Below are 20,867 nucleotides of genomic sequence, written 5' to 3'. Positions count from 1 at the left end.
GGTTGATCGGAAATATTAATATAAGTCAAAAAGGCATATATAGAGCCAGAAATTGTTCTATAGAATAATAAAGCACTCTGTCAACAGCAAAGGGAGTAAAAGGGAGTAACTCGACCATCTACCACCCACATTCCCAGACTGGGGCTAAAGTCCCTAAGCTGTTAAGAATCTAGTTGTATGACACACTCTAAGGGAAATCTTGGGTTTCAGCCTTAGAATTATCTTTGTTTACATGTACAACCAATTAATCGGCTCTTAGTCGGCTCGTTTTTCATCCCCGGTCATTAGACGCGGGGTTTATAAACTCACGAGGATTTTTTTTATGATAGTAGTCATGAAGGTAGGCTCTCCAGAAGTCGAGGTGACTCGCCTTAGCCAGGAACTTAGTCAATGGGGGCTGACTCCAGAAAAAATTGTTGGTAAGCATAAAGTCGTGTTGGGTCTGGTCGGTGACACCGCTTCTTTAGACCCCCTACAAATTCAGGAAATTAGTCCGTGGATAGAACAGGTACTGCGGGTAGAGCAACCGTTTAAACGAGCTAGCCGTGAGTATCGTCATGGGGAAGCCAGTGAGGTACTAGTGCCAACGCCGAATGGGCCAGTGGTCTTCGGTGAAAACCATCCCTTGGTGATTGTTGCTGGTCCGTGCTCCGTAGAAAACGAGGAGATGATCGTCGAAACAGCACGCAGGGTTAAGGCATCAGGAGCTAAGTTCTTGCGGGGAGGTGCCTACAAACCCCGGACATCCCCCTATTCCTTCCAGGGTCATGGGGAAAGTGCCTTGGATTTGCTAGCCAAGGCACGGGAAGAAACTGGGTTGGGCATCATTACTGAAGTGATGGACACCGCTGATGTGGATAAAATCGCTAGGGTAGCAGATGTTGTGCAAGTGGGTGCCCGTAATATGCAGAATTTCGCTCTACTGAAAAAAGTCGGAGCTCAAGATAAGCCAGTACTCCTGAAGCGGGGCATGTCAGCAACTATTGATGAGTGGTTGATGGCTGCTGAATATATCCTAGCAGCGGGCAATTCTAATGTGATTCTTTGTGAACGGGGAATTCGGACTTTTGACCGTAAATACAGCCGGAATACCCTAGATCTTTCAGTACTGCCAGTCTTACGACTCCTAACTCACTTGCCGATTATGATTGACCCCAGTCACGGTACAGGGAAGTCTGAATATGTTCCAGCTATGGCAAAAGCTGCGATCGCAGCTGGAACTGACTCGTTGATGATCGAAGTTCACCCCAACCCCGCTAAAGCCCTGTCTGATGGACCACAATCCTTGACACCGAATCGGTTTGATGAGTTGGTGAAAGAATTGGCGGTCATTGGTGAAGCCGTAGGGCGTTGGCCTCAATCTGCTGTGGCTGTTGCTAGTCATTAGTAGTTATTTTGTAGTTATTACCTGAGTTCGACATTATCAACTTGATCCAGAACTCAGGTTAATTAAGACTGATAACTAATAACTAAGAACTAATCAAGCAAAGACTCTGTGTTCTAGACAAGGCATCTGTTGGCGCACTTGTTGGAGACGGTTTGGGTCAATTTCTGCGATCGCAACTCCTGGTGTGTCTCCAGCATCTGCCAAGATTACCCCCCAAGGGTCTACTATCATTGCATGACCATGGGTGTAGCGCATGGCATAGTGACGACCAGTTTGGGCTGGGGCAATCACATAGCAGGTGTTTTCGATGGCTCTAGCTTGGAGCAGAACTTGCCAATGGTCTTTGCCAGTGTAGGCGGTAAAGGCAGCAGGCACAAACAATACATCCGCTCCATTCTGGGATAAGTGTCGGTAGAGTTCCGAAAATCTGACATCATAACACACAGACAGTCCCAAATTGCCGAATTCTGGGGACGGGTAGACCTTGGGTAGTTCAGTTCCAGCTTTAACTGTCTCTGATTCTCGATAGGTATTCCCATCAGGGAGGTTAACATCAAATAGATGAGCTTTATGGTAACGAGCTAGTTCATTGCCACTCGAACCGATGAGTAGGGCAGTATTGTAGACTTTACTACTACCCACTGGTACCGGAAAGCCACCACCAAGGATCGTGACCTGAAACCGTTGCGCCATAGTTTTGAGGAATTGTTCACTTCGCTCTGCGATCGCATCAGCATGGGTAATTTTGTCTTCCTCTGTACCAAGAAAAGAAAAGTTTTCCGGTAAACTGATCAGCTCAGCACCACGACGCACGGCTAGGTCGATCAGTTCTTCTGCCTGGACTAGGTTTTGTTCTAGGTCAGGGGAGCTAGTCATTTGAATGGCAGCTGCAAGATAGCACTTCATTATGATTCAAAGGTAGAGTTTTCAAGATAGAAACATATTAAGACAGATATTATACCGAGTTGCATTCAGTTGCATTCAAAGATAGTAGATTGCTTGGATAGGGAGATTGGGAGATTGGGAGATTGGGAGATTGGGAGATTGGGAGAACAGAAAGTTTTAGGTTGGACCGCAACTTGGTATTAAATTCATTTACTATATTTTCCCCAGAATGACCCAAACCAAATTAAAAAAATTTAATCACTGTCAGACTTCCCGTCGCAGCACAAGCACTGGACAGTGGGCAAATCGAACGACTCGCTCAGCTACTGACCCCAAAACAAATCGTTTCAGACCGGTGTAGCCATGAGATGGGATCACAATCAGATCAATGGCTTGTTCCCTGGCGTAGTCGATGATGTTTGAGGCAGGATTGCCAATGCTGATGTTGACATGGATTCCTTCGTATTGAGGTTCCTTGAATCTGTCAGAAAGTACCTTTTCCACATGGGATTTACGAGTCTGGCTATCTACTGTACGCCACATCACTCCCGGTTCAGCAGGGTTGAGAGGGGGGAGAACATGGATAACGTATATATGAGATGCATCCTTGACAAAGTCTATTGTTTTTTCTAAAGCCTCAAAGGAGGTTTCAGAAAAATCAATGGGTACAAGTACACGGTCGGTGGCAAATAAGCTCATAGATTATTGACTCCTATGGCTTCTTTAAAAATATTATAAATACTAATCTTCTAAGAAGATTGAGTTACGGGAACTATTTTCCCAGAATTCAAGCGATCCATATAGTCTTTAAGTTCAGTGGCTACTTTGCTACAGAGGAAATAGGCACCGAAAAGATTAGGTAAACCCATAGCATGAAGCATACTATCACTGAAATTAATGACTGCTTCTGGGTTAGCCACAGCTCCAATAAAGATGGTGATCAAAAATAATATTTTGTAGACAATCAAAGTTCTCGAACCAAACAAATAATCCCAACAGATTTCACCATAGTAACTCCATGAAATCATGGTAGAGAAAGCAAAAAAGAACACAGATATGGCAAGGAGGATGGGAAACCAACTAATGACACTACCAAAAGCAGCGGCGGTCATTTCGGCACCACCGAACTCAGCAAACTCAGAATTTTTGTATACTCCAGTGATGACTATTACTAAAGAAGTCATATTGCAGATGACCACAGTAACAATAAAAGGTTCGAGTAGGGCTATAATGCCTTCCCGCACTGGTTCCTCAGTCCTGGCAGCGGCGTGAGCAATGGCAGATGTACCAATACCTGCCTCATTAGTAAAGGTTGAACGCCTTAATCCCTGTACTAACACCCCAATCAAACCTCCCTCAACGGCTTGGGGAGACAAGGCTTCTGTCACAATAGTTTCGATTGCAGATGGGATGCTGGAAAAATTGACAATCAGAATCCAGAGGGATGTCAAAATGTAGATCCCACACATGACGGGTACGATGGTACCAGCCACTAAGCCAATACGTTGAATGCCACCAATAATCACCAATGTCACTAGGCCAACCATAATTAAGCCATAAACCCAGCCTCGATTAATCAGCCAGGGGACTACGCTGGCCATTACTTCAAAGGATTGGTTAGCTTGAAACATGCTTGAACCACCAAATGACCCAGCAATGGCAAAGATGCAGAATACGAGGCTCACAATTTTGCCGAGTTTTTGATATCCCATTTCCGCTAAACCAGCCGAGAGGTAATACATTGGACCACCAGCTATGGTTCCGTCTGGTCTGACCACTCGATATTTTTGAGCCAGGGTACATTCTACAAATTTACTGCTCATGGCCAATAACCCGGCAAGGGTCATCCATAACGCAGCTCCTGGTCCTCCGATACTGATGGCAAAAGCAACACCGCCAATGCTACCGAGTCCAACACCAGCGGATAGGGCAGTTGATAGAGCTTGAAAGGAAGAGATTTCACCGTTTTGGTTGGGTTGCTCGTATTTGCCTAAGGCTATGTCAATGGCGTGTCGAAATCCCCAGATGTTGATGAAGTTCATCCGGAAGGTGAAGAATAGGCTACCACAGACTAGCCACAAGACAATCAGTGGCATACCACTGATGCTAAAGAAGAGTACATTGGATATGCCATTTAAGATTTGGTTAACAATAGCGATGAGGTTAGTTAGAACCGAGTTGTTTGCTGCTAGAGCTAGAGTGGGGAAATTCAAAAAAATAGGATCTAGTGTCAACGTCTTTTAGCAATACTTCTTTACAAATTTACCAGGACTTACCAAAAACTGGACACCAAATCTAATCAGTAGTAAGGTTACCCTAGTGCTAGATTTGCTGTCAAGATTCACGGTTATGGTCTTGACAAAGACTAACTAATCAAAGATAATAATAGATTACGTGTCGATTCCTGCTCGGATCAGGTGAAGGCATAACAAAAGCTGGCACAAGCAAGAAATCCTATCCATCGGAACAAACACTAACCAGCTACCTGTACGGCAACTCTAGAAAAACAAATCCATGACCTACGCAATTATCGAAACTGGTGGCAAGCAACTGCGAGTCGAACCGGGTCGCTTTTACGACATCGAATTACTGCACGTTGAACCAGAGCAAAATGTCACCATCGACAAAGTCCTGTTCGTTAATCATGATGGTGAAATCAGCATCGGTCAGCCCTTAGTTGAAGGAGCAACCGTACAAGGAACGGTGATGCGACACTTTCGCGATCGCAAAATCATCGTCTACAAAATGCAGCCCAAGAAGAAAACCCGTAAGAAGCGGGGACACAGACAGGAAAAAACCCGTCTGATGATTGATGCTATTAGTATGAATGGTTCTGTGCTCGCCTCGGTGTCCAAAGCAGAGGAAACACCAGTCTCAGCAGAAACTGCCCCTGAAGCAGCAGCAACTGAAGCACCGGCAACTCAGGAAACGGCTGAAACTGCTCCGGAATAGTTAATCCGGAATAGTTTAGATGATGGGTAAGGATGCTTGGATCAGCTCCCCAGTGGAAACCCCCTATGCCATAGCGGTAGGGATGGAAACTAATATGGAAACTAATTAGGGCGTGTTTTCAAAGTTTTCCGCAAGATTTAGATCCCCCCCAGCCCCCCTTAAAAAAGGGGGGAGCCATAGTCAAAGTCCCCCTTTTTTAAGGGGGACCAACGGGGGATCTCCGAGGCAAGAAGACACACCCTAGGAGCGTGATTCCCATCCTCTGCAGTTTGATAGGTATGTTATTTTTATCTTTCAGACCTGTGGATAGGGCAAAATTCCCTCAAAATTCCCGTACAAACACTGAAATATAAAGGAACATTATGGCTCATAAGAAAGGAACAGGAAGTACTCGTAACGGTCGTGACTCTAATTCCAAACGCCTAGGGGTCAAGCGCTACGGTGGTCAGTTTGTCAAGGCTGGCAACATTTTGGTACGTCAGCGAGGTACTAAGTTTCACCCTGGTACCAATGTTGGTCGCGGTGGTGATGACACCCTATTTGCAATAGCTGATGGCATAGTCACTTTTGAAAGAAGGGGTAAAAGCCAAAAAAAAGTCAGCGTTTACCCGGTTGAAACCGAAGCATCAGCTTAGATACAACGGTTTATAGTTGAGACTGAAATCCCTCCATCAGCAGTTGGCTGCTGTTGATGGTAACTGATGAGGCACCCCCTCGGGGGTGCTTTTCTGTCTGGCAAAGAGAAAAGGTAATGGGTAATCGTTAACTACCAATTACCCATTACCCGATAAGGGATATGATATAGCACTACGCATTAAAGTTAGGACATTGATAGAAGCTGAAACGCTTTTGTAGTAAACTTTTGCCTCTTGCCTCTTGCCTGTTGCCCTTGCGCGTAGCGCTATAACTAGTCAAGTATGCCCCAACTTCTTTAGTACAGGTGCGGTCGAAACCACGTGCCGTTCTAAACCCAGTTGCTTTGGACTAACCCCTAGGGCTAGGGCAACTAACTGGGGTAAATGCAGTACTGGTAACCTTAACTGACGCCCAATCACCTTTTCTACCTCCGGTTGACGGGAATCCAGATTAAGATGACACAACGGACAAGGGGTCACCATGCAGTCCGCACCAGCATCCAAGGCTTCTTGAATATGGCTCCCTGCCATCTTGAAGGATTGTTCTGTGGCATAACTAGAAATTGGCCAACCACAACATTGAGTACGACCTCGGTAATATACAGGTGTTGCTCCTACGGTGCGAAATACAGTTTCCATGGATTCTGGATGCACTGGGTCATCGTAGGGGATGGATGTCTGAGCTCGCAGCAAATAACAACCATAGAATGCAGCACATTTGAGTCCAGTGAGCTTGCGACTGACCTGTGCTGCTAGGGCTTCCATGCCGTAATCTGCCACCAATGCCCACAGTAAATGCTTGACTTCCGTAGTGCCTTTGTAAGGAGAACAGCCTTCTTTTTTCAGCAAGCCATTCACTTTTTGCACATAAGTGGTATCGGTCTGTTGGAATTCCTTTAAACGTTCATCTACATGACCAATTACTCCCTGACAGGTGCTGCAATGGGTTAACAGGGGTAGATTCAGCTCCTCAGCTAGGGCGATGTTGCGAGCGTTAACAGTGTCTTCTAGGAGTTGGGAATCTTCTTTGAAGGTTCCAGAACCACAACAAGCAGCTTTTTTCAACTCAATCAGTTCAATCCCTAGCGCTTGGGTTAAAGCTGACGTAGATTGGTATAGTTCTCCACAGGCTCCTTGAGCAACACAGCCGGGGAAATAGGCATATTTGAGCGTAGCAGATGGCATAGTAATTTATACTTAATCGCCTTAAAACGGTTAGAGATCAGCTCAAGGGTAACAGCTCATGCCCTAACCGCTACTAGCTTGTTCAAAATTCGTAACCGTAGCGCTTTAGTTCTTCGTCAAAAATGTACTGCACAATTTTTTGCGATCGCTCATTATAGTAATCTCGATAGTCTGTCTTTCTTTCTTCGGTTTTGTTGATCACTGGTATTTCGACTTTGAAGGGCACTCCAGCTTTATCCAGGACTCTGTCAAAATCATCCTGAAGGGTTTCAAAACGCATCACAGTATCCATACCTTTGGTATAGCTTCCATAGAGTGTATACGGTTCAGCTGGAAGACCTACAAACTGTTTAAGTCGGTTTCGATTAGTATTCCGAACCAGGGATTGAACGGTTCGTTTCAGTCCATTGCCGTAAATAGAACCATAGTGTTTCTCAATCCAATCATTAAATGAATGGGTTTTGCAAAATTCCATGTCTTCTATATAACCCGGTAGACGGTGAACCCATGACGTGGACTCAGCGATAAAGTGTTGGTATTTTGAGGCTCTTTTTACATAGTCGGAAGCTAGACTGTCAAAGGGGTTGCGAATACAACTAAATTTTAGATAAGATGCTGCTTCTTCCTCTGTCAAAAGATTCCGTCTGAACATCTCTCGTAGAGAATGATGTCTTCTGTGCATCAAAAATTTTCCGTTGGCGTCTAGGATGTCTTGGGGGGGGACTAGTTCGCCTTCTAGCTTTTTTTCCAGGACATCTTCTACTGCTGTGCAACCAGTTCGCGGTGCCATCAGGTAGAGTAAGCCGTATTTACGGCAAATCATTGCCATGAGCAAGCTCCTGTTATTCTAGGGTTATTATAAACAAGACTTACGCCGCAAACCCAGTTTTTTAACCTAACTACACCGATTTCAGCCTTTGATTTATCACCAAAAACTGGGTTTTAAAGGTCGTAGTGCGTAAGTGCTAATCGATACGAAGTTGGTTGGTAAAGCTGTTTATGGCTTTACTAGTTTATTCTTTTACTAGTTTCCACAGAAACGTTTTAATTTCGTAAGTTGGTTCAAGTTTATGGTTCCATTTGCCAATAATTTCTGATTTATAGTTGTATTGTTTCTCGATTTTTTGTCGCAACTCCCTAGATGGATTATATAAAAATACATCACTGAATTCATCGGTATTTTTGGGGATAATTAACTGTTTGCTTTTTTCGCCATTAGGCATCTTTACGGATTTCTGGCTTAACCAGGAAAACTTGACTTTGGGGTCAAGAAGATAAGATAGCGATATCACTTCCATACTTTTTGTCAGCAAGAGGGGTTGCTCAGCCTGGTTAATAATTGCTGCTACCTGGGTATGGTTAGCACTAGTATACTTGTTCCACCAAAATTCCGCTTGAGAACTGATCACACAGGATAGAATTCCACCAGACAGTAGCAAAATCATTCCGAGTCGCCATAGCTTCTGTTGCCATACTCCCTGAAAAATGCTAGTTACTTTGTTAGTTATTTTGTTAGTAAATAGGTAAGCAACTGCTAGCTGAATACCAAGATAACAGGGAATTAGATAGCGAGTTACACTAGAACGCTTGCCTCCGGAAATTAGATCCGGTAGCACTAGGGCTAAGGCGGTAACTCCAATTAATGTCAAGATGAATAGACTAACTCGTTTGGGACTATGACGACAGAGAAAGTAAATGGCATAGCCGACTAGGATTAAGATTATTACAGAGACCAGTACGCTGGGTAAATTTAAGCCTTGGTTGAGATCAAAGAAACTCCGATTAATATTAATCAGCCAGGTTTGGGCTAATGATGATAAAGGAACTTCTTTGAGTGCCCATTTGGTTTTGCTGGATACCTTAGAAAGGTTACTGTTAGAAACCAGTAACCAAGGTACAAATACCATCAAAGCCATTAACGATGATAGCCCATAGTAAACAATAATTTTACTGAAGCGGAACCGTTCTGTTACCAGTACATAGATGCCATGGCTGATGGCTACTAAGATAGAAAATAAAAAGGTATAAAATCCTGTCACTAACGTGAGGGCGTAAATTCCCCAGGTAGAGATAAAGTGTAGGATGTCTTTAATCTTACTGGTGGTGTTTCTTGGTTTAGTTAAGCGTATTGCCCGTAACAGTGCTGCACTTGATAGCAAAATCGTTACGCTCCATAAGCCATACTGTCTTGCTGCTTGGGCATACAAAACCTGAAAGGGAGAAACGGCAACTAAGGCCATAGCTACCCATCCCACCAAGGACGACTCGAATAATTCTTGACATAACCAATAGATAGCAGGAAACATCAGCAAGCTGATCAGAGCTGAAAAACTTCTCCTCACTGCTACTGAATTCCCAAATAACTGCGCCCAAAATCGCGCCATTACGTAATATAATGGGGGATGTTGAGGTTCTTCAAACGCTAATCCCTTAATCGTACCAATCATATTTTTTTCCGGATTTGTCTGCTGATACTTATGTAAGTCTTTAATAGCGATCGCATCCCCCTTGGAAATTTCTGGGATCATCTCTGACAATCGATAACCAGAAATCCTTAGGGAGGTAAATGTTTCATCAATCCAGTATATTTTTTGGTCAAGATTGACGAATCTAAACACTATCCCTAGCATCAACAGGATAACAATTAAAACCCCTAACCAAGTTGATGTAAATCTACGACTTTTATGCAATTTGTTTACCATAGAGGTTTACCATAGATGATATTGATTGTTATGTAGTACATTCAATTTTATTACCCCTACTCCCTACTCCCTACTCCCTACTCCCTACTCCCTACTCCCTAAAACCCTTTGCTGTTGACGGTCAACAGTCAACGGTCAACAGTCAACAGTCAAGCGGTTATCGTTATTTTTGGGTCACTCGCCAGTTGAGCTTTAGATTAATCCAGAAATTCCAGAAAGTAACTGCTGCGATCGCAATAGCATTTGCAATCAGATAGTTAATTCCCAGGAGATTAAACAACAGATTCAACAACAGCACATTCAGGCACAAACCGATCAAACAGACAAGATTGAACTTCAAAAACCGTTTCAAGCGCTTACCCCATCCCCACTGCTGACTGGCTATATCCCTAAATGTCCAGGCATCATTCCAAATAAAGTTATTCATAATGGCCGCTTCAGCAGCAATAATTTTACTGCGGGTGAGTCCCCAACCCAAAGTAGCAGGGTCATGGAGTAAGTAAAGCACAGTCATATCCACAAATACGCCACTGAATCCCACTAAGCCAAAACGAATAAACCGCTTTAAAGGGAAGGGAATGTGTTTTCTAAGTTGACCAATGGTTCCGAGAGAAAACCTTAACCGGAGTAAGTGTCTAATATAGTCTACATACTGTTTCCAGGTAACTTTGCTCTCTCCTGAGAGTCTCTCTTGAAATACATAGCCAACTTCTGCAATCCGGCCAATTTTTCCCCTAGCTAGCACTTCAATTAGAATCTTGTACCCTAGAGGATTGAGGTCTTTTTCATGAATGGCACTACGGCGTACCATAAAATAACCGCTCATCGGGTCAGAGACACGACCGATAACCTCTGGTAAAATCGATAATCCTAAAAGTTGAGCACCTCTGGATAAGAAACGCCTGACTACACTCCAATCACTAACACCTCCATCGTCTACATGACGACTGGCAATGGCTATATCGGCTCCATCCTCCATTGCTAGCAAAAGTTTTAATAATATCTCTGGTGGATGCTGTAAATCCCCATCAATTACCCCCAAAATTTTTCCAGTACCTGCTTTCCAGCCGTGAATAACTGCTGTAGATAACCCCCTTTCATGCTGACGGCGAATTACCTGTAACTGTGGATAGTCCGACATCAGAGCCTGGGCGATTTCCCAGGTACGATCGGGACTATCGTCATCTACTACAATCAGTTCGTATTGGTTTGGTATTGCTTCATCGAGCAAATTGCTCAGGATTCTAATTAGCTCCCCGATGTTTCTACTCTCGTTATAGGTGGGAATCACCAAGGATAAGGAAGAATCACCAAGGTCAGATTCTTCTGGTTTTGTGTAGTCATTACTGGTATCCAAAGACATACTCTCTAGGATGATGGGATTTTGTTTGGTTAATGGTGTTAGATGTTAGCTGTTAGGTTTTGGGTTAATGGTGTTAGTACTTAATGTCTAGCGCGCCTAATACCTAGTGCTATCAAGCCTATGGCATTAGTCATTAGTTTACTGATTAGTCATTAGTTATCAGTCATTAGTCAAAATACGTAAGCATATGCGCTACGCGCTATCAGTGCTATCAGACCAATTAAAGTAGGGTGGGCAAAGTAGTATAATCTAGAATACTCACGCATAAGCAAACTGTTTTTGCCCACCCTACAAGCTATCAGCTATCAGCTATCAGACCAATTAAAGTAGGGTGGGCAAAGTAGTATAATCTAGAATACTCACGCATAAGCAAACTGTTTTTGCCCACCCTACAAGCTATCAGCCAAAGTATGACGGCTGACCGCTGACGGCACCTCAAGCAGCGTGCGCGTAGCGCATATGCTTACCAAAATACTAATGAGTAATGAGCAACGACTCCCCAATCAGGCTTGAGCGTAATGGTTTAGTAGTTGCTCTATTTAGTTGATCTATTTATAATCCTACAGTAGAATTATACTAATTTATTCAGGGTGTCAAGTAGTCAACCTCAAACCTGTCTATCAATCCTGGTCTTGCCCTGAATTTGAGGGTTCAATCCCATCTAATCACGGGGAAACTTCCCATAACTTTATGTAACTAACGTTATGTAAAGATTTCGTGATGTGTTTAGTGCCTCAAACTCTCTAGTTAACCAAAGGCTAGGGGAATTAGGCGGGGATTATGTAAAGATTATGTAAATTTTTAAGCTAATCAAATTATTTGCTTATTATTAAGGTTTAAGCTTATGAAGCTAAGTGTTGTAATACCCTGTTTTAACGAAGTCAACACAATTGCCAATGTTATTGACGCTGTCAAAGCATCTGCGGTTAAAGAGTGCGAAATTATTGTTGTCGATGACTACTCAACCGATGGCACTAGAGAGATTTTAGAGTCATCACTGGAATCCCAAATTGACCATGTTGTCTATCATCACAAGAATCGGGGTAAAGGAGCTGCGTTACGGACTGGGTTTGGCTTGGCTACTGGAGATATCGTAATCGTTCAAGATGCTGATTTAGAGTACGATCCCCAGGAATATCCCTTGTTAATGCAGCCGATTATTGATGGCAAAGCGGATGTGGTTTATGGCTCCCGTTTCGCTGGCGGTGGTCCCCATCGGGTAGTGTATTACTGGCATATGGTGGGCAATAAATTTTTAACCATGCTCTCCAATATGTTTACCAATATTAACCTTACCGATATGGAAACCTGCTATAAGGCATTCCGGCGTGAAATTATCCAATCTATCAAAATCGAAGAATCTCGGTTTGGCTTTGAACCGGAAATTACTGCTAAGGTTGCCAAAAAGAAATGCCGCATCTATGAAGTAGGAATATCTTACTATGGTCGCACTTACGAAGAAGGGAAAAAAATTGGCTGGAGGGATGGGTTTCGGGCAATATTCTGTATCTTAAAATACAATCTTTTTCATTAGGAAGTAGTTAAAAAATAACTTATCGGTTTTTAGCGTCTCGGGTGGCCAAAAACAGTTTGGTTGTAAGGTAAGCATTCAGCCGTCAGCTATCAGCTTAAGCGCTACTTGAGATGCTACTTGAGGTGCTATCAGCTAGCAGCTAATGGGCTACGCGCATTAGCTGAATGCTTACTAATCACTTACCAAATAGTCCCTGGATTTTTGGGTTACGGTAATGGATAATAGGAAATTGTCAAGTACCCATTACCCCAGAAGAGATAGGATAAGTAGTCCACCAGATTTGATATTACTCCCTTAATTAAATTACTATAAATTAACAATAAATTAATTAACTATAGCAATCCTAAATGAATTGTGATAATTTTTGATCCCATATTCCCTACTCCCTACTCCCTACTCCCTACTCCCTACTCCCTACTCCCTACTCCCTACTCCCTACTCCCTACTCCCTACTCCCTACTCCCTATTCCCTATTCCCTTTGAATAACTATGTTGGCTTTGCTCCCTCTGATTACCTTCACTGTTTTATTTCTCTTCATCTATCGTTACAATTATTGCTGGCGTAGTTCCCTATTGTGGGCAGCTATTACTTGGGGAGTCTTATTAACCTTTATTACTGAAGTTTTAAGTTTATTTAAGTTAATTACTTGGGGTTGGATCGCGGGAATCTGGGGTTTACTGAGTCTGACGTTGATTTTTGCCTACTTTCGGACTGTTAAACCAGGACGAGTCACCCTCACCCAAGATTCACAACATGGGATTGGGCAAAATGGGATTGGGCAAAGCTCACCCTCCACAAACGGGCAAAACCCAAGGGATAGGAATGACCAAATCTCTGGTTTTTTACTGGTCTTACTTGGAGGTATAGGATTTCTGGTCGCTATCGTAGGCTTAACTGCTATCGTTGCGCCTCCCAACACCTGGGATTCCATGACTTACCACATGAGTCGTGTGCTTCATTGGATGCAGCATCACAGTGTTGCCCATTATCCTACCCATATTCCCAGACAGCTTTACCAAAACCCTTGGGCTGAATTTACGATCATGCATTTTCAACTCCTGAGTGGGGGCGATCGCTTAGCTAATCTTGTCCAATGGTTCAGTATGATTGGTAGCGTGATTGGGGTATCTCTGATTGCTCAACAACTGGGAGCGACTATACGAGGACAGATTTTTGCTGCTGTCGTCGCTGCGACTATTCCGATGGGAATCCTACAAGGGTCAAGTACCCAGAATGATTATGTGGTTTCGTTCTGGGTGATTTGTTTGGCTTACTTTATTATTTTGACTCTCAAATCCAGAGTTAGCTGGATTAATATAGTAGGGGTTGGTGCTACCATGGGCATGGCTATTGTGACGAAAGCAACAGCCTATATTTATACATTCCCCTTATTTATCTGGTTTTCACTGATCATGATTAAGCGCCTAGGTTGGCGATGGTGGAAGCCAATTTTAGCGGTAGGGATTATTGTTATTTTAATTAATCTTGGTCACTATATCCGTAACTTGGACTTGTATGGCACTCCAATTGCTACGGCTTCAGAAGAACTACGATATACTAATGAAATTTTTACAACGTCAGTCTTAGTCTCCAATATTTTGAGAAATATTGGTCTTCACCTGGGAACACCGATTGGGATTATTAATGCTATATCTAATAAGATAATTAATTTATTCCATCTCGTTTTAAGTGTAGATATTAGTGACCCCCGCACCACCTATATCGGAAAGTTTGGGATTCCTGGTGGATTATCAACTCTGGGAATTAATGCTACAGAAAACAACACCAGCAACACCCTTCATCTAGTTTTAATTGTTTTCTCTATCATCGCTTGTTTCATCCAACGACAGGGTCGAAAGCAACGCTATATACTCAGTTATATTGCTGTTATTATTAGCATATTTATACTATTTTGTTTCCTGTTGAAATGGCAATGGTGGAACAGTCGGCTTCATTTGCCAATTTTCTTACTTTTGTCTGCAGTAGTCGGAATAGTATTGTCCCAAATTAAGCTACGTCAAGTTGCCAATGTTATAGCAGTGGTTCTGATCATCACATCATTACCATGGGCATTATCTGGTAGAGAACGACCTCTTGTCGGCGCTAACGGTATTTTCAACACTAGCCGTACTGAGCAATATTTTAACAGTAGGTCTCGAATCAGATTAGGTTACCTCGGTGCTATTGATGTTTTGAAAAGTAATAAATGTACAGATATTGGCATGTATTTAGGTGACAATGACTGGGAATACCCATTATGGATACTGTTACAACAACAGACTGATTCACCAGTGATAATTGAACATATAAATGTTAAGAATGCATCAGCCAGTAAGTCTGAACTTTCCACCAACAATAGCAAATTTATTCCTTGTGCAATTTTTTCAACTAAACCTGAACCTGATCAAACTAACCAAGGCGAGCAGATAACTTACCAAAATAGAAGTTATACCCAAGGCTGGTCAAAAGACAAGGTCAAAATTTTCCTTAGTCAAAAATAATCCTGATTTTCTCCGTAATTCTAAATTAGATTTTAAGCTATCAGCCGTCAGCCGTCAGCCGTCAGCCTTGGTCACGGCTGATAGCACCTCAAGTAGCATCTCAAGTAGCGCTTAAGCTGATAACTGATAGCTGATAGCTGATAGCTTAATTCATCTAGTTGATAGTAGTATGGCTGAGCTATGCTGGAAGCAAGTGTTTAATGACCCTCTTGATTAGCTGGATGAATTGGATATTTTCAGAACCCTTAAGGGTAGAAAAAATCACAGTTGCGATCGCGGATTTACCTACGTCATTGCGAGGCACAAAACTTGTACAACTATCCGATTTACATTATGATCGACAGCAGTTACCAGGAAATATCTTAGCTGACGCTATTGAAGCCGCTAATCAAGCTGAACCTGATCTAGTCGTCTTAACTGGCGACTACGTAACCAATAGCCCGACTCCTATTTATCTACTAGCGCGGCGATTGAAGTACCTGGAAAGTCGCCATGGAATCTATGCTATACTGGGTAACCATGATTTAGCCTGGCGTCATTCAAAAGCAACAATTACTCAGGCTCTAACTAAGATTGGTGTGAAGGTGTTGTGGAATGCGATCGCTTATCCGTTTGGAGCACAATTACCTCTAGTAGGACTTGCTGATTTTTGGTCTGGTGATTTCAATCCTGGTCCAGTGCTCAATCAACTTGACCCCAAAACACCCCGGATTGTCTTATCCCACAACCCTGATACTGCGGAGATATTACAGCGTTGGCGAGTGGATTTGCAGTTGTCTGGTCATACCCATGGTGGTCAGATTGTGATTCCAGGAATCGGACCTGCGCCAGCATTTTTGAAAACTATCCGGAAGTATATTCCTAGATCTGTGCAGCCCTGGATACCCTATTTGAAAGTATGTTCAAAAGTAACTAACCATTGGGAATGGTCCGAGGGTCTACATCGGATCGGTAGAAACCAGTTATATACTAATCGTGGTTTAGGAACTTATTGGCCAGGTCGTCTATTTTGTCCACCAGAAGTTACAGTAATTACGTTGAATTAAGAATGTAGAATTAAGAATTAAGAATGTAGAATTAAGAATGTAGAATTAAGAATTAAGAATGTAGAATGGGGAATTAGGTAAGCATTCAGCTGTGAGCCTAAAGCTCACGCTGCGCGAAGAGCTTATTTTATTCAAAAGCACCTCAAGTAGCGATGCAGAGGTGCGACCCGTGGCGAATTTAATTCGCCTACGGAAAACGCACCATTACGGTCTTGGGGGTTCCCCCCATGAGCGACTGCATCAAGACAGCGTGCCCGTAGTGCATAAGTTGATAACTGTCTGTTCGCGTAGGGCATTAGCTGATAGCTGAATACTTACGGAATTGCCAATTCTCAATTCTCAATTCTCAATTCTCAATTCTCAATTCTTAATTCTTAATTCCCAATTCTTAATTCTCAATTCTCAATTCTCAATTCTTAATTCTTAATTTTTAATTCTTAATTCTATAATTACGTTAGTAGGTAGCCAGTTTTTTGTTCAATGTAGTCTATTATCTTATGATAAATTTCTGGATATTTTTGTTCGCTAATAATGATGGGCATGGAACTGTCAGGTAACCAAAAGGTTAATCTCTGATTTGGGTAGTGACAAAAACTACTGATTTTGTTGAGGTCAAGGATATAATCATGACGCTCGTAATTGAATGTAATCCAAAAACCTGAAGGTGATCGTGCTGATAACTTTTGAATGTAGTTGACCACTCGTTGATAACCGTCTGGGTCATTTTGACGGTTGACAATAATGGGGATAGTACTATCGGGTAACCAGAAGGTTATTTTTCCGTTGGGACCATGGGTGAATGTACTAAGTCGGTCCAGATCAATGACATATTCTCGATGATCGTAATTAACTTTTATCCAGTAACTCACAAAACCTCCTTATTGAAATAATGGGTTGGTAATACTAGCAATTACCAATTCGATGGCCAAAGGCCAAGCTACGCGAACGATTCGAGTTAATCACTTTAGCAAAGGGAACAGGGAACAGGGAATAGGGAACAGGGAACAAAAATGATCACAATTCATTTAGGATTGCTCTTCTTATTGAGATTACTGGTTACTTGTTGTTAATTAACACTGGTTACTGGTTACTAGTTATTTATTAAAGGATAAATAGTTAACCAGGATAAGAAAAATTTAGAATTTAGAATTTAGAATTTAGAATTGGATTCTTAATTCTTAATTCTTAATTATTCATTCTTAATTCTTAATTATTCATTCTTAATTATTCATTCTTAATTCTTAATTATTAATTCTTCATTCTCTTAAGACTGTCCCTGAATTGAGCGAAAGTTGGAAGCCCCAACCGACACGAAGTAGATTGGGGTACTTCACTTTTGCCTAGGGGCTGATCAAGCTAAGTCATATTTCAGGGCTTTATTCCTCAGAGCCGGATAATTTCTGTGGAATCATGTTTTGATCGAGGGTAATTATCCGGCATGATGTCATTAATACCCTAATCTGCGACATTTGTGACATCACATACTCAAGAGCTTACTTCCGCAACGGATTGCTGGTTTTGGCTAGTACTGCCGTTAGTACTAGACTGTTTAACCTGTCCTTTGTCAATGGTAGCTTGCACAAATCCTACAAACAATGGATGGGGATGACTGGGACGGGAGCTAAATTCTGGGTGGAACTGAGTGGCAATAAAGAAGGGGTGTTGTTTCAATTCAATCATTTCCACGAGGCGACCATCGGGAGAAGTACCACTAATGACATAACCTGTTTCTAAAAATAGGTTGCGATAAGCATTATTAAATTCATACCGGTGGCGGTGGCGCTCATAAATGACTTCTTCTTGGTAGAGGGAAGATGCTAGAGTATTAGGTGCTATACGGCATGGGTATAGCCCTAAACGCATGGTACCGCCTAAATCCACTACATCTTGTTGCTCTGGCAATAGATGAATGACGGGATTCTTGATATCAGTGAAAAACTCGGCACTATGGGCATCTTCTAAGAGGGCTATGTGCTTTGCCCATTCAACTACAGAACACTGCATCCCTAAACATAAGCCCAGCAAGGGAATCTGATTTTCCCTAGCATACCGAATTGCCTCAATTTTGCCATCTACTCCCCGAATCCCAAAGCCTCCAGGAATAAGGATACCGTTAAAACCGTTTAGGAAGGGTTCAGGACCGTAAGCTTCTACATCCTCAGCACTAACCCAGTGTATTTTGATTTTGGTATCTTTTGCGATCGCAGCATGCTCCAAAGCTTCCACAACGGATAGATAGGCATCGGTTAGTTTGATATACTTACCAACAATGGCAATTTCAAGGTGGTGAGTGGGATGATGCAGACGCTCAACTAACCTCTGCCACTGGGTTAAATCTGGTTCCCGTTGCTCCATCTGGAATAACTCTAGGGTTTGCTGGGCCAGTCCTTCTTTTTCTAGCATTAGGGGGACTTCGTAGATACTGCTGGCGTCCTGTGCAGAAATAACTGACTCTACTGGTACATCACAGAATGCTGATATTTTATCTTTTAATCCGGGTGGCAAAGCGCGATCGCATCGGCAAATTAAAATATCTGGTTGAATCCCGATAGCACGCAATTCCTTTACGGAGTGCTGGGTTGGCTTGGTTTTTATTTCTCCAGCCGCAGGAATCCAAGGTAATAGGGTCAGGTGCATATAAAGGACTTGATTGCGCCCGACATCTTTACGGAATTGACGAATTGCTTCCAAAAACGGTAGGGATTCAATATCCCCTAATGTGCCACCAATTTCTGTAATCAATACATCAGGATTGGAATTTTGGGCAACTCGATGAATGCGCTGTTTTATTTCATTAGTAATGTGGGGAATCACCTGCACTGTCCCCCCCTGGTAGTCACCGCGACGTTCTTTATTGATTACGGCTTGATAAATCGAGCCAGTCGTGACACTGTTCAGGCGAGAGACGGAGGTATCTGTGAAGCGTTCATAGTGACCTAAATCTAAATCTGTCTCAGCACCGTCTGATGTTACGAACACTTCTCCATGTTGGTAGGGACTCATGGTGCCCGGATCTACGTTAATATAGGGGTCTAGTTTAAGAATGGAAACGGAATAGTTCCGGGATTTGAGTAAACGTCCCAAGCTAGCAGCAACAATCCCCTTGCCAATACTGGATACAACGCCTCCAGTAATAAAGACAAACTTAGTCATAATAGTATTAATATAGTAGCGCGATAGAGATTTATCTGGTTCATTGTGCCATACTACACCAGAGTTGTTTGCTGCTGCTAAGCTATCAGTAATCAGCTATTAGCAATCAGCAATCAGCAATCAGTAATCAGCTATTAGCAATCAGCAATCATTAATCAGTAATCAGCAATCAGGAATCAGCAATCAGCAATTAGCAATCAGTAATCAGTAATCAGTAATCAGCTTATGGGTTAACTCACAGCGTCGAAGCCTGTGCCACGCGCTACCCGAACAGCTTATGGCTTAACTCACAGCGTCGAAGCCTGTGCCACGCTGACCGCTGACCGCTGACCGCTGACCGCTGACCGCTGACCGCTGACTGCTGACCACTGACCGCTGACTGCTGACCACTGACGGCTGACGGCTGATCGATGCACAACCCCTAGGATTCCTCATCCATTGGATTACCGAGGTCTAGATTACCGACATCAAAAACAATTATAAATTCGGCATCAGGCATTAATCGTTTCAGGGCCCATAAATGTCCCTCTGCATCCGACCGGTTTCGGAAGCGAGCAACGACTATCCGCTGCATTTCGGGTAACAGCCTAATGACCACCCACGGGTGAAGGCGTTCAGAATAACTCATAATCAAACTATCTCCTTGTGTAAGGGAGCCAGAGCTAGCCCGTGGATATTGCACTCTCGTTGGGCTAGCTCTTGACTCCGGGCGTCTCAGCGCCCACTTTTATATTATAGCATAAAAAAACTTATATTATAACATATTTGGAAAAGTTTTGTAAAAAACTGGTAGGGAATAGGGAATAGGGAGTAGGGAGTAGGGAGTAGGGAGTAGGGAACAGGGAACAGGGAACAGGGAATAGGGAATAGGGAAAAAATCCTGTGTACCTTGATAGCTTATAGTTATGAAAAACGCTGTATAGCATTTATAAATAGGTCATAAACAATAGACTTCGCGGCAGTTGTTGGGAACAGGGAATAGGGAACAGGGAACAGTGGACAAGAATTGACGTAAACACTATCATAAAAATACTTTTGCAAGAGGTCTAATCTGGCTAATTTCTCATAACATCAAAAACCCTTCGGAGCTTATTGATACAGTCGCTAATGAGGGGACACCCAAGACCTCGCTGCATGGCTCTTTCCTACGATTCCCGATTCCCGATTCCCGATTCCCGATTCCCGATTCCCGATTCCCGATTCCCTGCCCCCTAAAACATTGAAAAACTACTTTACTTATTGCTATGGGTCTATTATTCTGTTTATTAGCTACTTTATCCACTTCAATCATCCTTGGATACGTTAATCCTGTCAGTGGGCAAAGTGCATTTACAGCAATTTTCGCCCCCCTAGCCCCCCAACTTTGGGGGGAAATTGAGTTAAAGTCCCCCATAATTGATACGGCTGGCGAAATTAATATTTGTTTACAAAAGGATGAGCAGATGTGGAAAAGATCCTTTGTTCGTAGTTGGTTTGGGAGTTACAGTTGAAACAATTGTATCAGTTATCAAACTGAGGAGTTG

Annotated in this window: 20 protein-coding genes; 7 read left to right on the top strand and 13 right to left on the bottom strand. The window is 42.8% G+C overall.

Translation table 11 applies throughout. The features are described from left to right. The first annotated feature begins 322 nt into the window (after positions 1 to 322). On the top strand, positions 323 to 1,387 hold the full coding sequence (gene aroF, locus F6K49_RS18850) for a 3-deoxy-7-phosphoheptulonate synthase (protein ID WP_293099058.1): 1,065 nt from the start codon (positions 323 to 325) through the stop codon (positions 1,385 to 1,387). A 93-nt stretch (positions 1,388 to 1,480) separates the two neighbouring features. Here aroF and F6K49_RS18845 read toward each other — a convergent pair whose 3' ends face one another. The 3 genes from F6K49_RS18845 to F6K49_RS18835 all read right to left on the bottom strand — a co-directional run bounded on the left by F6K49_RS18845 (position 1,481) and on the right by F6K49_RS18835 (position 4,431). Beyond that, positions 1,481 to 2,293 (bottom strand): carbon-nitrogen hydrolase family protein, encoded by an 813-nt coding sequence (locus F6K49_RS18845; protein WP_293099055.1) that lies wholly within the window; start codon positions 2,291 to 2,293, stop codon positions 1,481 to 1,483. A gap of 243 nt (positions 2,294 to 2,536) precedes the next feature. Next, entirely contained in the window at positions 2,537 to 2,971 is a 435-nt protein-coding gene (locus F6K49_RS18840; RefSeq protein WP_293021649.1) for a universal stress protein, read from the bottom strand. A gap of 50 nt (positions 2,972 to 3,021) precedes the next feature. After that, entirely contained in the window at positions 3,022 to 4,431 is a 1,410-nt protein-coding gene (locus tag F6K49_RS18835) for an alanine/glycine:cation symporter family protein (protein WP_366514201.1), read from the bottom strand. A 355-nt stretch (positions 4,432 to 4,786) separates the two neighbouring features. Between F6K49_RS18835 and rplU the strand changes: the two genes are divergently transcribed. After that, entirely contained in the window at positions 4,787 to 5,224 is a 438-nt protein-coding gene (gene rplU, locus F6K49_RS18830) for a 50S ribosomal protein L21 (protein WP_293021651.1), read from the top strand. Positions 5,225 to 5,586: 362 nt separating this feature from the next. Continuing rightward, positions 5,587 to 5,859 carry a 50S ribosomal protein L27 gene (gene rpmA, locus F6K49_RS18825; protein WP_070395797.1) on the top strand — a complete coding sequence of 91 codons (273 nt, stop codon included), beginning with the start codon at positions 5,587 to 5,589 and terminating at the stop codon, positions 5,857 to 5,859. A gap of 276 nt (positions 5,860 to 6,135) precedes the next feature. Here rpmA and F6K49_RS18820 read toward each other — a convergent pair whose 3' ends face one another. From F6K49_RS18820 to F6K49_RS18805, 4 genes are all read right to left on the bottom strand, one after another. Continuing rightward, complete coding sequence (locus F6K49_RS18820) at positions 6,136 to 7,044, bottom strand: CoB--CoM heterodisulfide reductase iron-sulfur subunit B family protein (RefSeq protein WP_075904680.1); 909 nt, start codon at positions 7,042 to 7,044, stop codon at positions 6,136 to 6,138. 82 nt (positions 7,045 to 7,126) lie between these two features. Further along, positions 7,127 to 7,873 (bottom strand): sulfotransferase family 2 domain-containing protein, encoded by a 747-nt coding sequence (locus F6K49_RS18815; protein ID WP_293099053.1) that lies wholly within the window; start codon positions 7,871 to 7,873, stop codon positions 7,127 to 7,129. Positions 7,874 to 8,057: 184 nt separating this feature from the next. After that, positions 8,058 to 9,746 (bottom strand): glycosyltransferase family 39 protein, encoded by a 1,689-nt coding sequence (locus F6K49_RS18810; RefSeq protein WP_293099050.1) that lies wholly within the window; start codon positions 9,744 to 9,746, stop codon positions 8,058 to 8,060. Positions 9,747 to 9,909: 163 nt separating this feature from the next. Continuing rightward, positions 9,910 to 11,109 carry a glycosyltransferase gene (locus tag F6K49_RS18805; protein ID WP_293021659.1) on the bottom strand — a complete coding sequence of 400 codons (1,200 nt, stop codon included), beginning with the start codon at positions 11,107 to 11,109 and terminating at the stop codon, positions 9,910 to 9,912. Between the two features lie 844 nt (positions 11,110 to 11,953). Between F6K49_RS18805 and F6K49_RS18800 the strand changes: the two genes are divergently transcribed. From F6K49_RS18800 to F6K49_RS18785, 4 genes are all read left to right on the top strand, one after another. Further along, positions 11,954 to 12,643: a glycosyltransferase family 2 protein gene (locus tag F6K49_RS18800; protein WP_293021660.1), complete on the top strand. Its 690-nt coding sequence runs from the start codon at positions 11,954 to 11,956 to the stop codon at positions 12,641 to 12,643. Between the two features lie 354 nt (positions 12,644 to 12,997). Next, positions 12,998 to 13,126 (top strand): hypothetical protein, encoded by a 129-nt coding sequence (locus F6K49_RS18795; RefSeq protein WP_293021661.1) that lies wholly within the window; start codon positions 12,998 to 13,000, stop codon positions 13,124 to 13,126. Positions 13,127 to 13,132: 6 nt separating this feature from the next. After that, positions 13,133 to 15,145, top strand: coding sequence for a hypothetical protein (locus F6K49_RS18790; protein ID WP_293081041.1), 2,013 nt, complete (start codon positions 13,133 to 13,135; stop codon positions 15,143 to 15,145). Positions 15,146 to 15,345: 200 nt separating this feature from the next. After that, a complete protein-coding gene (locus tag F6K49_RS18785) occupies positions 15,346 to 16,191 on the top strand; it encodes a metallophosphoesterase (RefSeq protein ID WP_293021665.1) in 846 nt (281 codons plus the stop codon). A 131-nt stretch (positions 16,192 to 16,322) separates the two neighbouring features. Here F6K49_RS18785 and F6K49_RS18780 read toward each other — a convergent pair whose 3' ends face one another. The 6 genes from F6K49_RS18780 to F6K49_RS18755 all read right to left on the bottom strand — a co-directional run bounded on the left by F6K49_RS18780 (position 16,323) and on the right by F6K49_RS18755 (position 20,270). Further along, on the bottom strand, positions 16,323 to 16,487 hold the full coding sequence (locus F6K49_RS18780) for a hypothetical protein (RefSeq protein WP_293021667.1): 165 nt from the start codon (positions 16,485 to 16,487) through the stop codon (positions 16,323 to 16,325). Positions 16,488 to 16,640: 153 nt separating this feature from the next. Further along, positions 16,641 to 17,060, bottom strand: a complete 420-nt coding sequence (locus F6K49_RS18775; RefSeq protein WP_293021668.1) for a hypothetical protein — start codon at positions 17,058 to 17,060, stop codon at positions 16,641 to 16,643. A gap of 616 nt (positions 17,061 to 17,676) precedes the next feature. Beyond that, entirely contained in the window at positions 17,677 to 19,344 is a 1,668-nt protein-coding gene (locus F6K49_RS18770; protein WP_293071710.1) for a CTP synthase, read from the bottom strand. Between the two features lie 287 nt (positions 19,345 to 19,631). Then, a complete protein-coding gene (locus tag F6K49_RS18765; protein WP_293021670.1) occupies positions 19,632 to 19,760 on the bottom strand; it encodes a hypothetical protein in 129 nt (42 codons plus the stop codon). Positions 19,761 to 19,765: 5 nt separating this feature from the next. Further along, complete coding sequence (locus tag F6K49_RS18760; protein ID WP_075904719.1) at positions 19,766 to 19,972, bottom strand: hypothetical protein; 207 nt, start codon at positions 19,970 to 19,972, stop codon at positions 19,766 to 19,768. A gap of 121 nt (positions 19,973 to 20,093) precedes the next feature. After that, the gene (locus F6K49_RS18755; RefSeq protein ID WP_293021672.1) at positions 20,094 to 20,270 is read right to left on the bottom strand and encodes a hypothetical protein; all 177 of its coding nucleotides are present in this window, start codon (positions 20,268 to 20,270) and stop codon (positions 20,094 to 20,096) included. Positions 20,271 to 20,867 lie beyond the last annotated feature (597 nt).

It is taken from the genome of Moorena sp. SIO3I6, assembly GCF_010672095.1.
This window is presented reverse-complemented; position numbering and strand designations above follow the sequence as displayed.

What these genes read in the sequence shown, in the direction of transcription:
- aroF (WP_293099058.1), top strand. Translation starts at nt 323, where the DNA reads ATGATAGTAGTCATGAAGGTAGGCTCTCCAGAAGTCGAGGTGACTCGC.
- F6K49_RS18845 (WP_293099055.1), bottom strand. Translation starts at nt 2,293, where the DNA reads ATGAAGTGCTATCTTGCAGCTGCCATTCAAATGACTAGCTCCCCTGAC.
- F6K49_RS18840 (WP_293021649.1), bottom strand. Translation starts at nt 2,971, where the DNA reads ATGAGCTTATTTGCCACCGACCGTGTACTTGTACCCATTGATTTTTCT.
- rplU (WP_293021651.1), top strand. Translation starts at nt 4,787, where the DNA reads ATGACCTACGCAATTATCGAAACTGGTGGCAAGCAACTGCGAGTCGAA.
- rpmA (WP_070395797.1), top strand. Translation starts at nt 5,587, where the DNA reads ATGGCTCATAAGAAAGGAACAGGAAGTACTCGTAACGGTCGTGACTCT.
- F6K49_RS18820 (WP_075904680.1), bottom strand. Translation starts at nt 7,044, where the DNA reads ATGCCATCTGCTACGCTCAAATATGCCTATTTCCCCGGCTGTGTTGCT.
- F6K49_RS18815 (WP_293099053.1), bottom strand. Translation starts at nt 7,873, where the DNA reads ATGGCAATGATTTGCCGTAAATACGGCTTACTCTACCTGATGGCACCG.
- F6K49_RS18810 (WP_293099050.1), bottom strand. Translation starts at nt 9,746, where the DNA reads ATGGTAAACAAATTGCATAAAAGTCGTAGATTTACATCAACTTGGTTA.
- F6K49_RS18805 (WP_293021659.1), bottom strand. Translation starts at nt 11,109, where the DNA reads ATGTCTTTGGATACCAGTAATGACTACACAAAACCAGAAGAATCTGAC.
- F6K49_RS18800 (WP_293021660.1), top strand. Translation starts at nt 11,954, where the DNA reads ATGAAGCTAAGTGTTGTAATACCCTGTTTTAACGAAGTCAACACAATT.
- F6K49_RS18790 (WP_293081041.1), top strand. Translation starts at nt 13,133, where the DNA reads ATGTTGGCTTTGCTCCCTCTGATTACCTTCACTGTTTTATTTCTCTTC.
- F6K49_RS18785 (WP_293021665.1), top strand. Translation starts at nt 15,346, where the DNA reads ATGACCCTCTTGATTAGCTGGATGAATTGGATATTTTCAGAACCCTTA.
- F6K49_RS18780 (WP_293021667.1), bottom strand. Translation starts at nt 16,487, where the DNA reads ATGCCCTACGCGAACAGACAGTTATCAACTTATGCACTACGGGCACGC.
- F6K49_RS18770 (WP_293071710.1), bottom strand. Translation starts at nt 19,344, where the DNA reads ATGACTAAGTTTGTCTTTATTACTGGAGGCGTTGTATCCAGTATTGGC.
- F6K49_RS18760 (WP_075904719.1), bottom strand. Translation starts at nt 19,972, where the DNA reads ATGAGTTATTCTGAACGCCTTCACCCGTGGGTGGTCATTAGGCTGTTA.
- F6K49_RS18755 (WP_293021672.1), bottom strand. Translation starts at nt 20,270, where the DNA reads ATGCTATACAGCGTTTTTCATAACTATAAGCTATCAAGGTACACAGGA.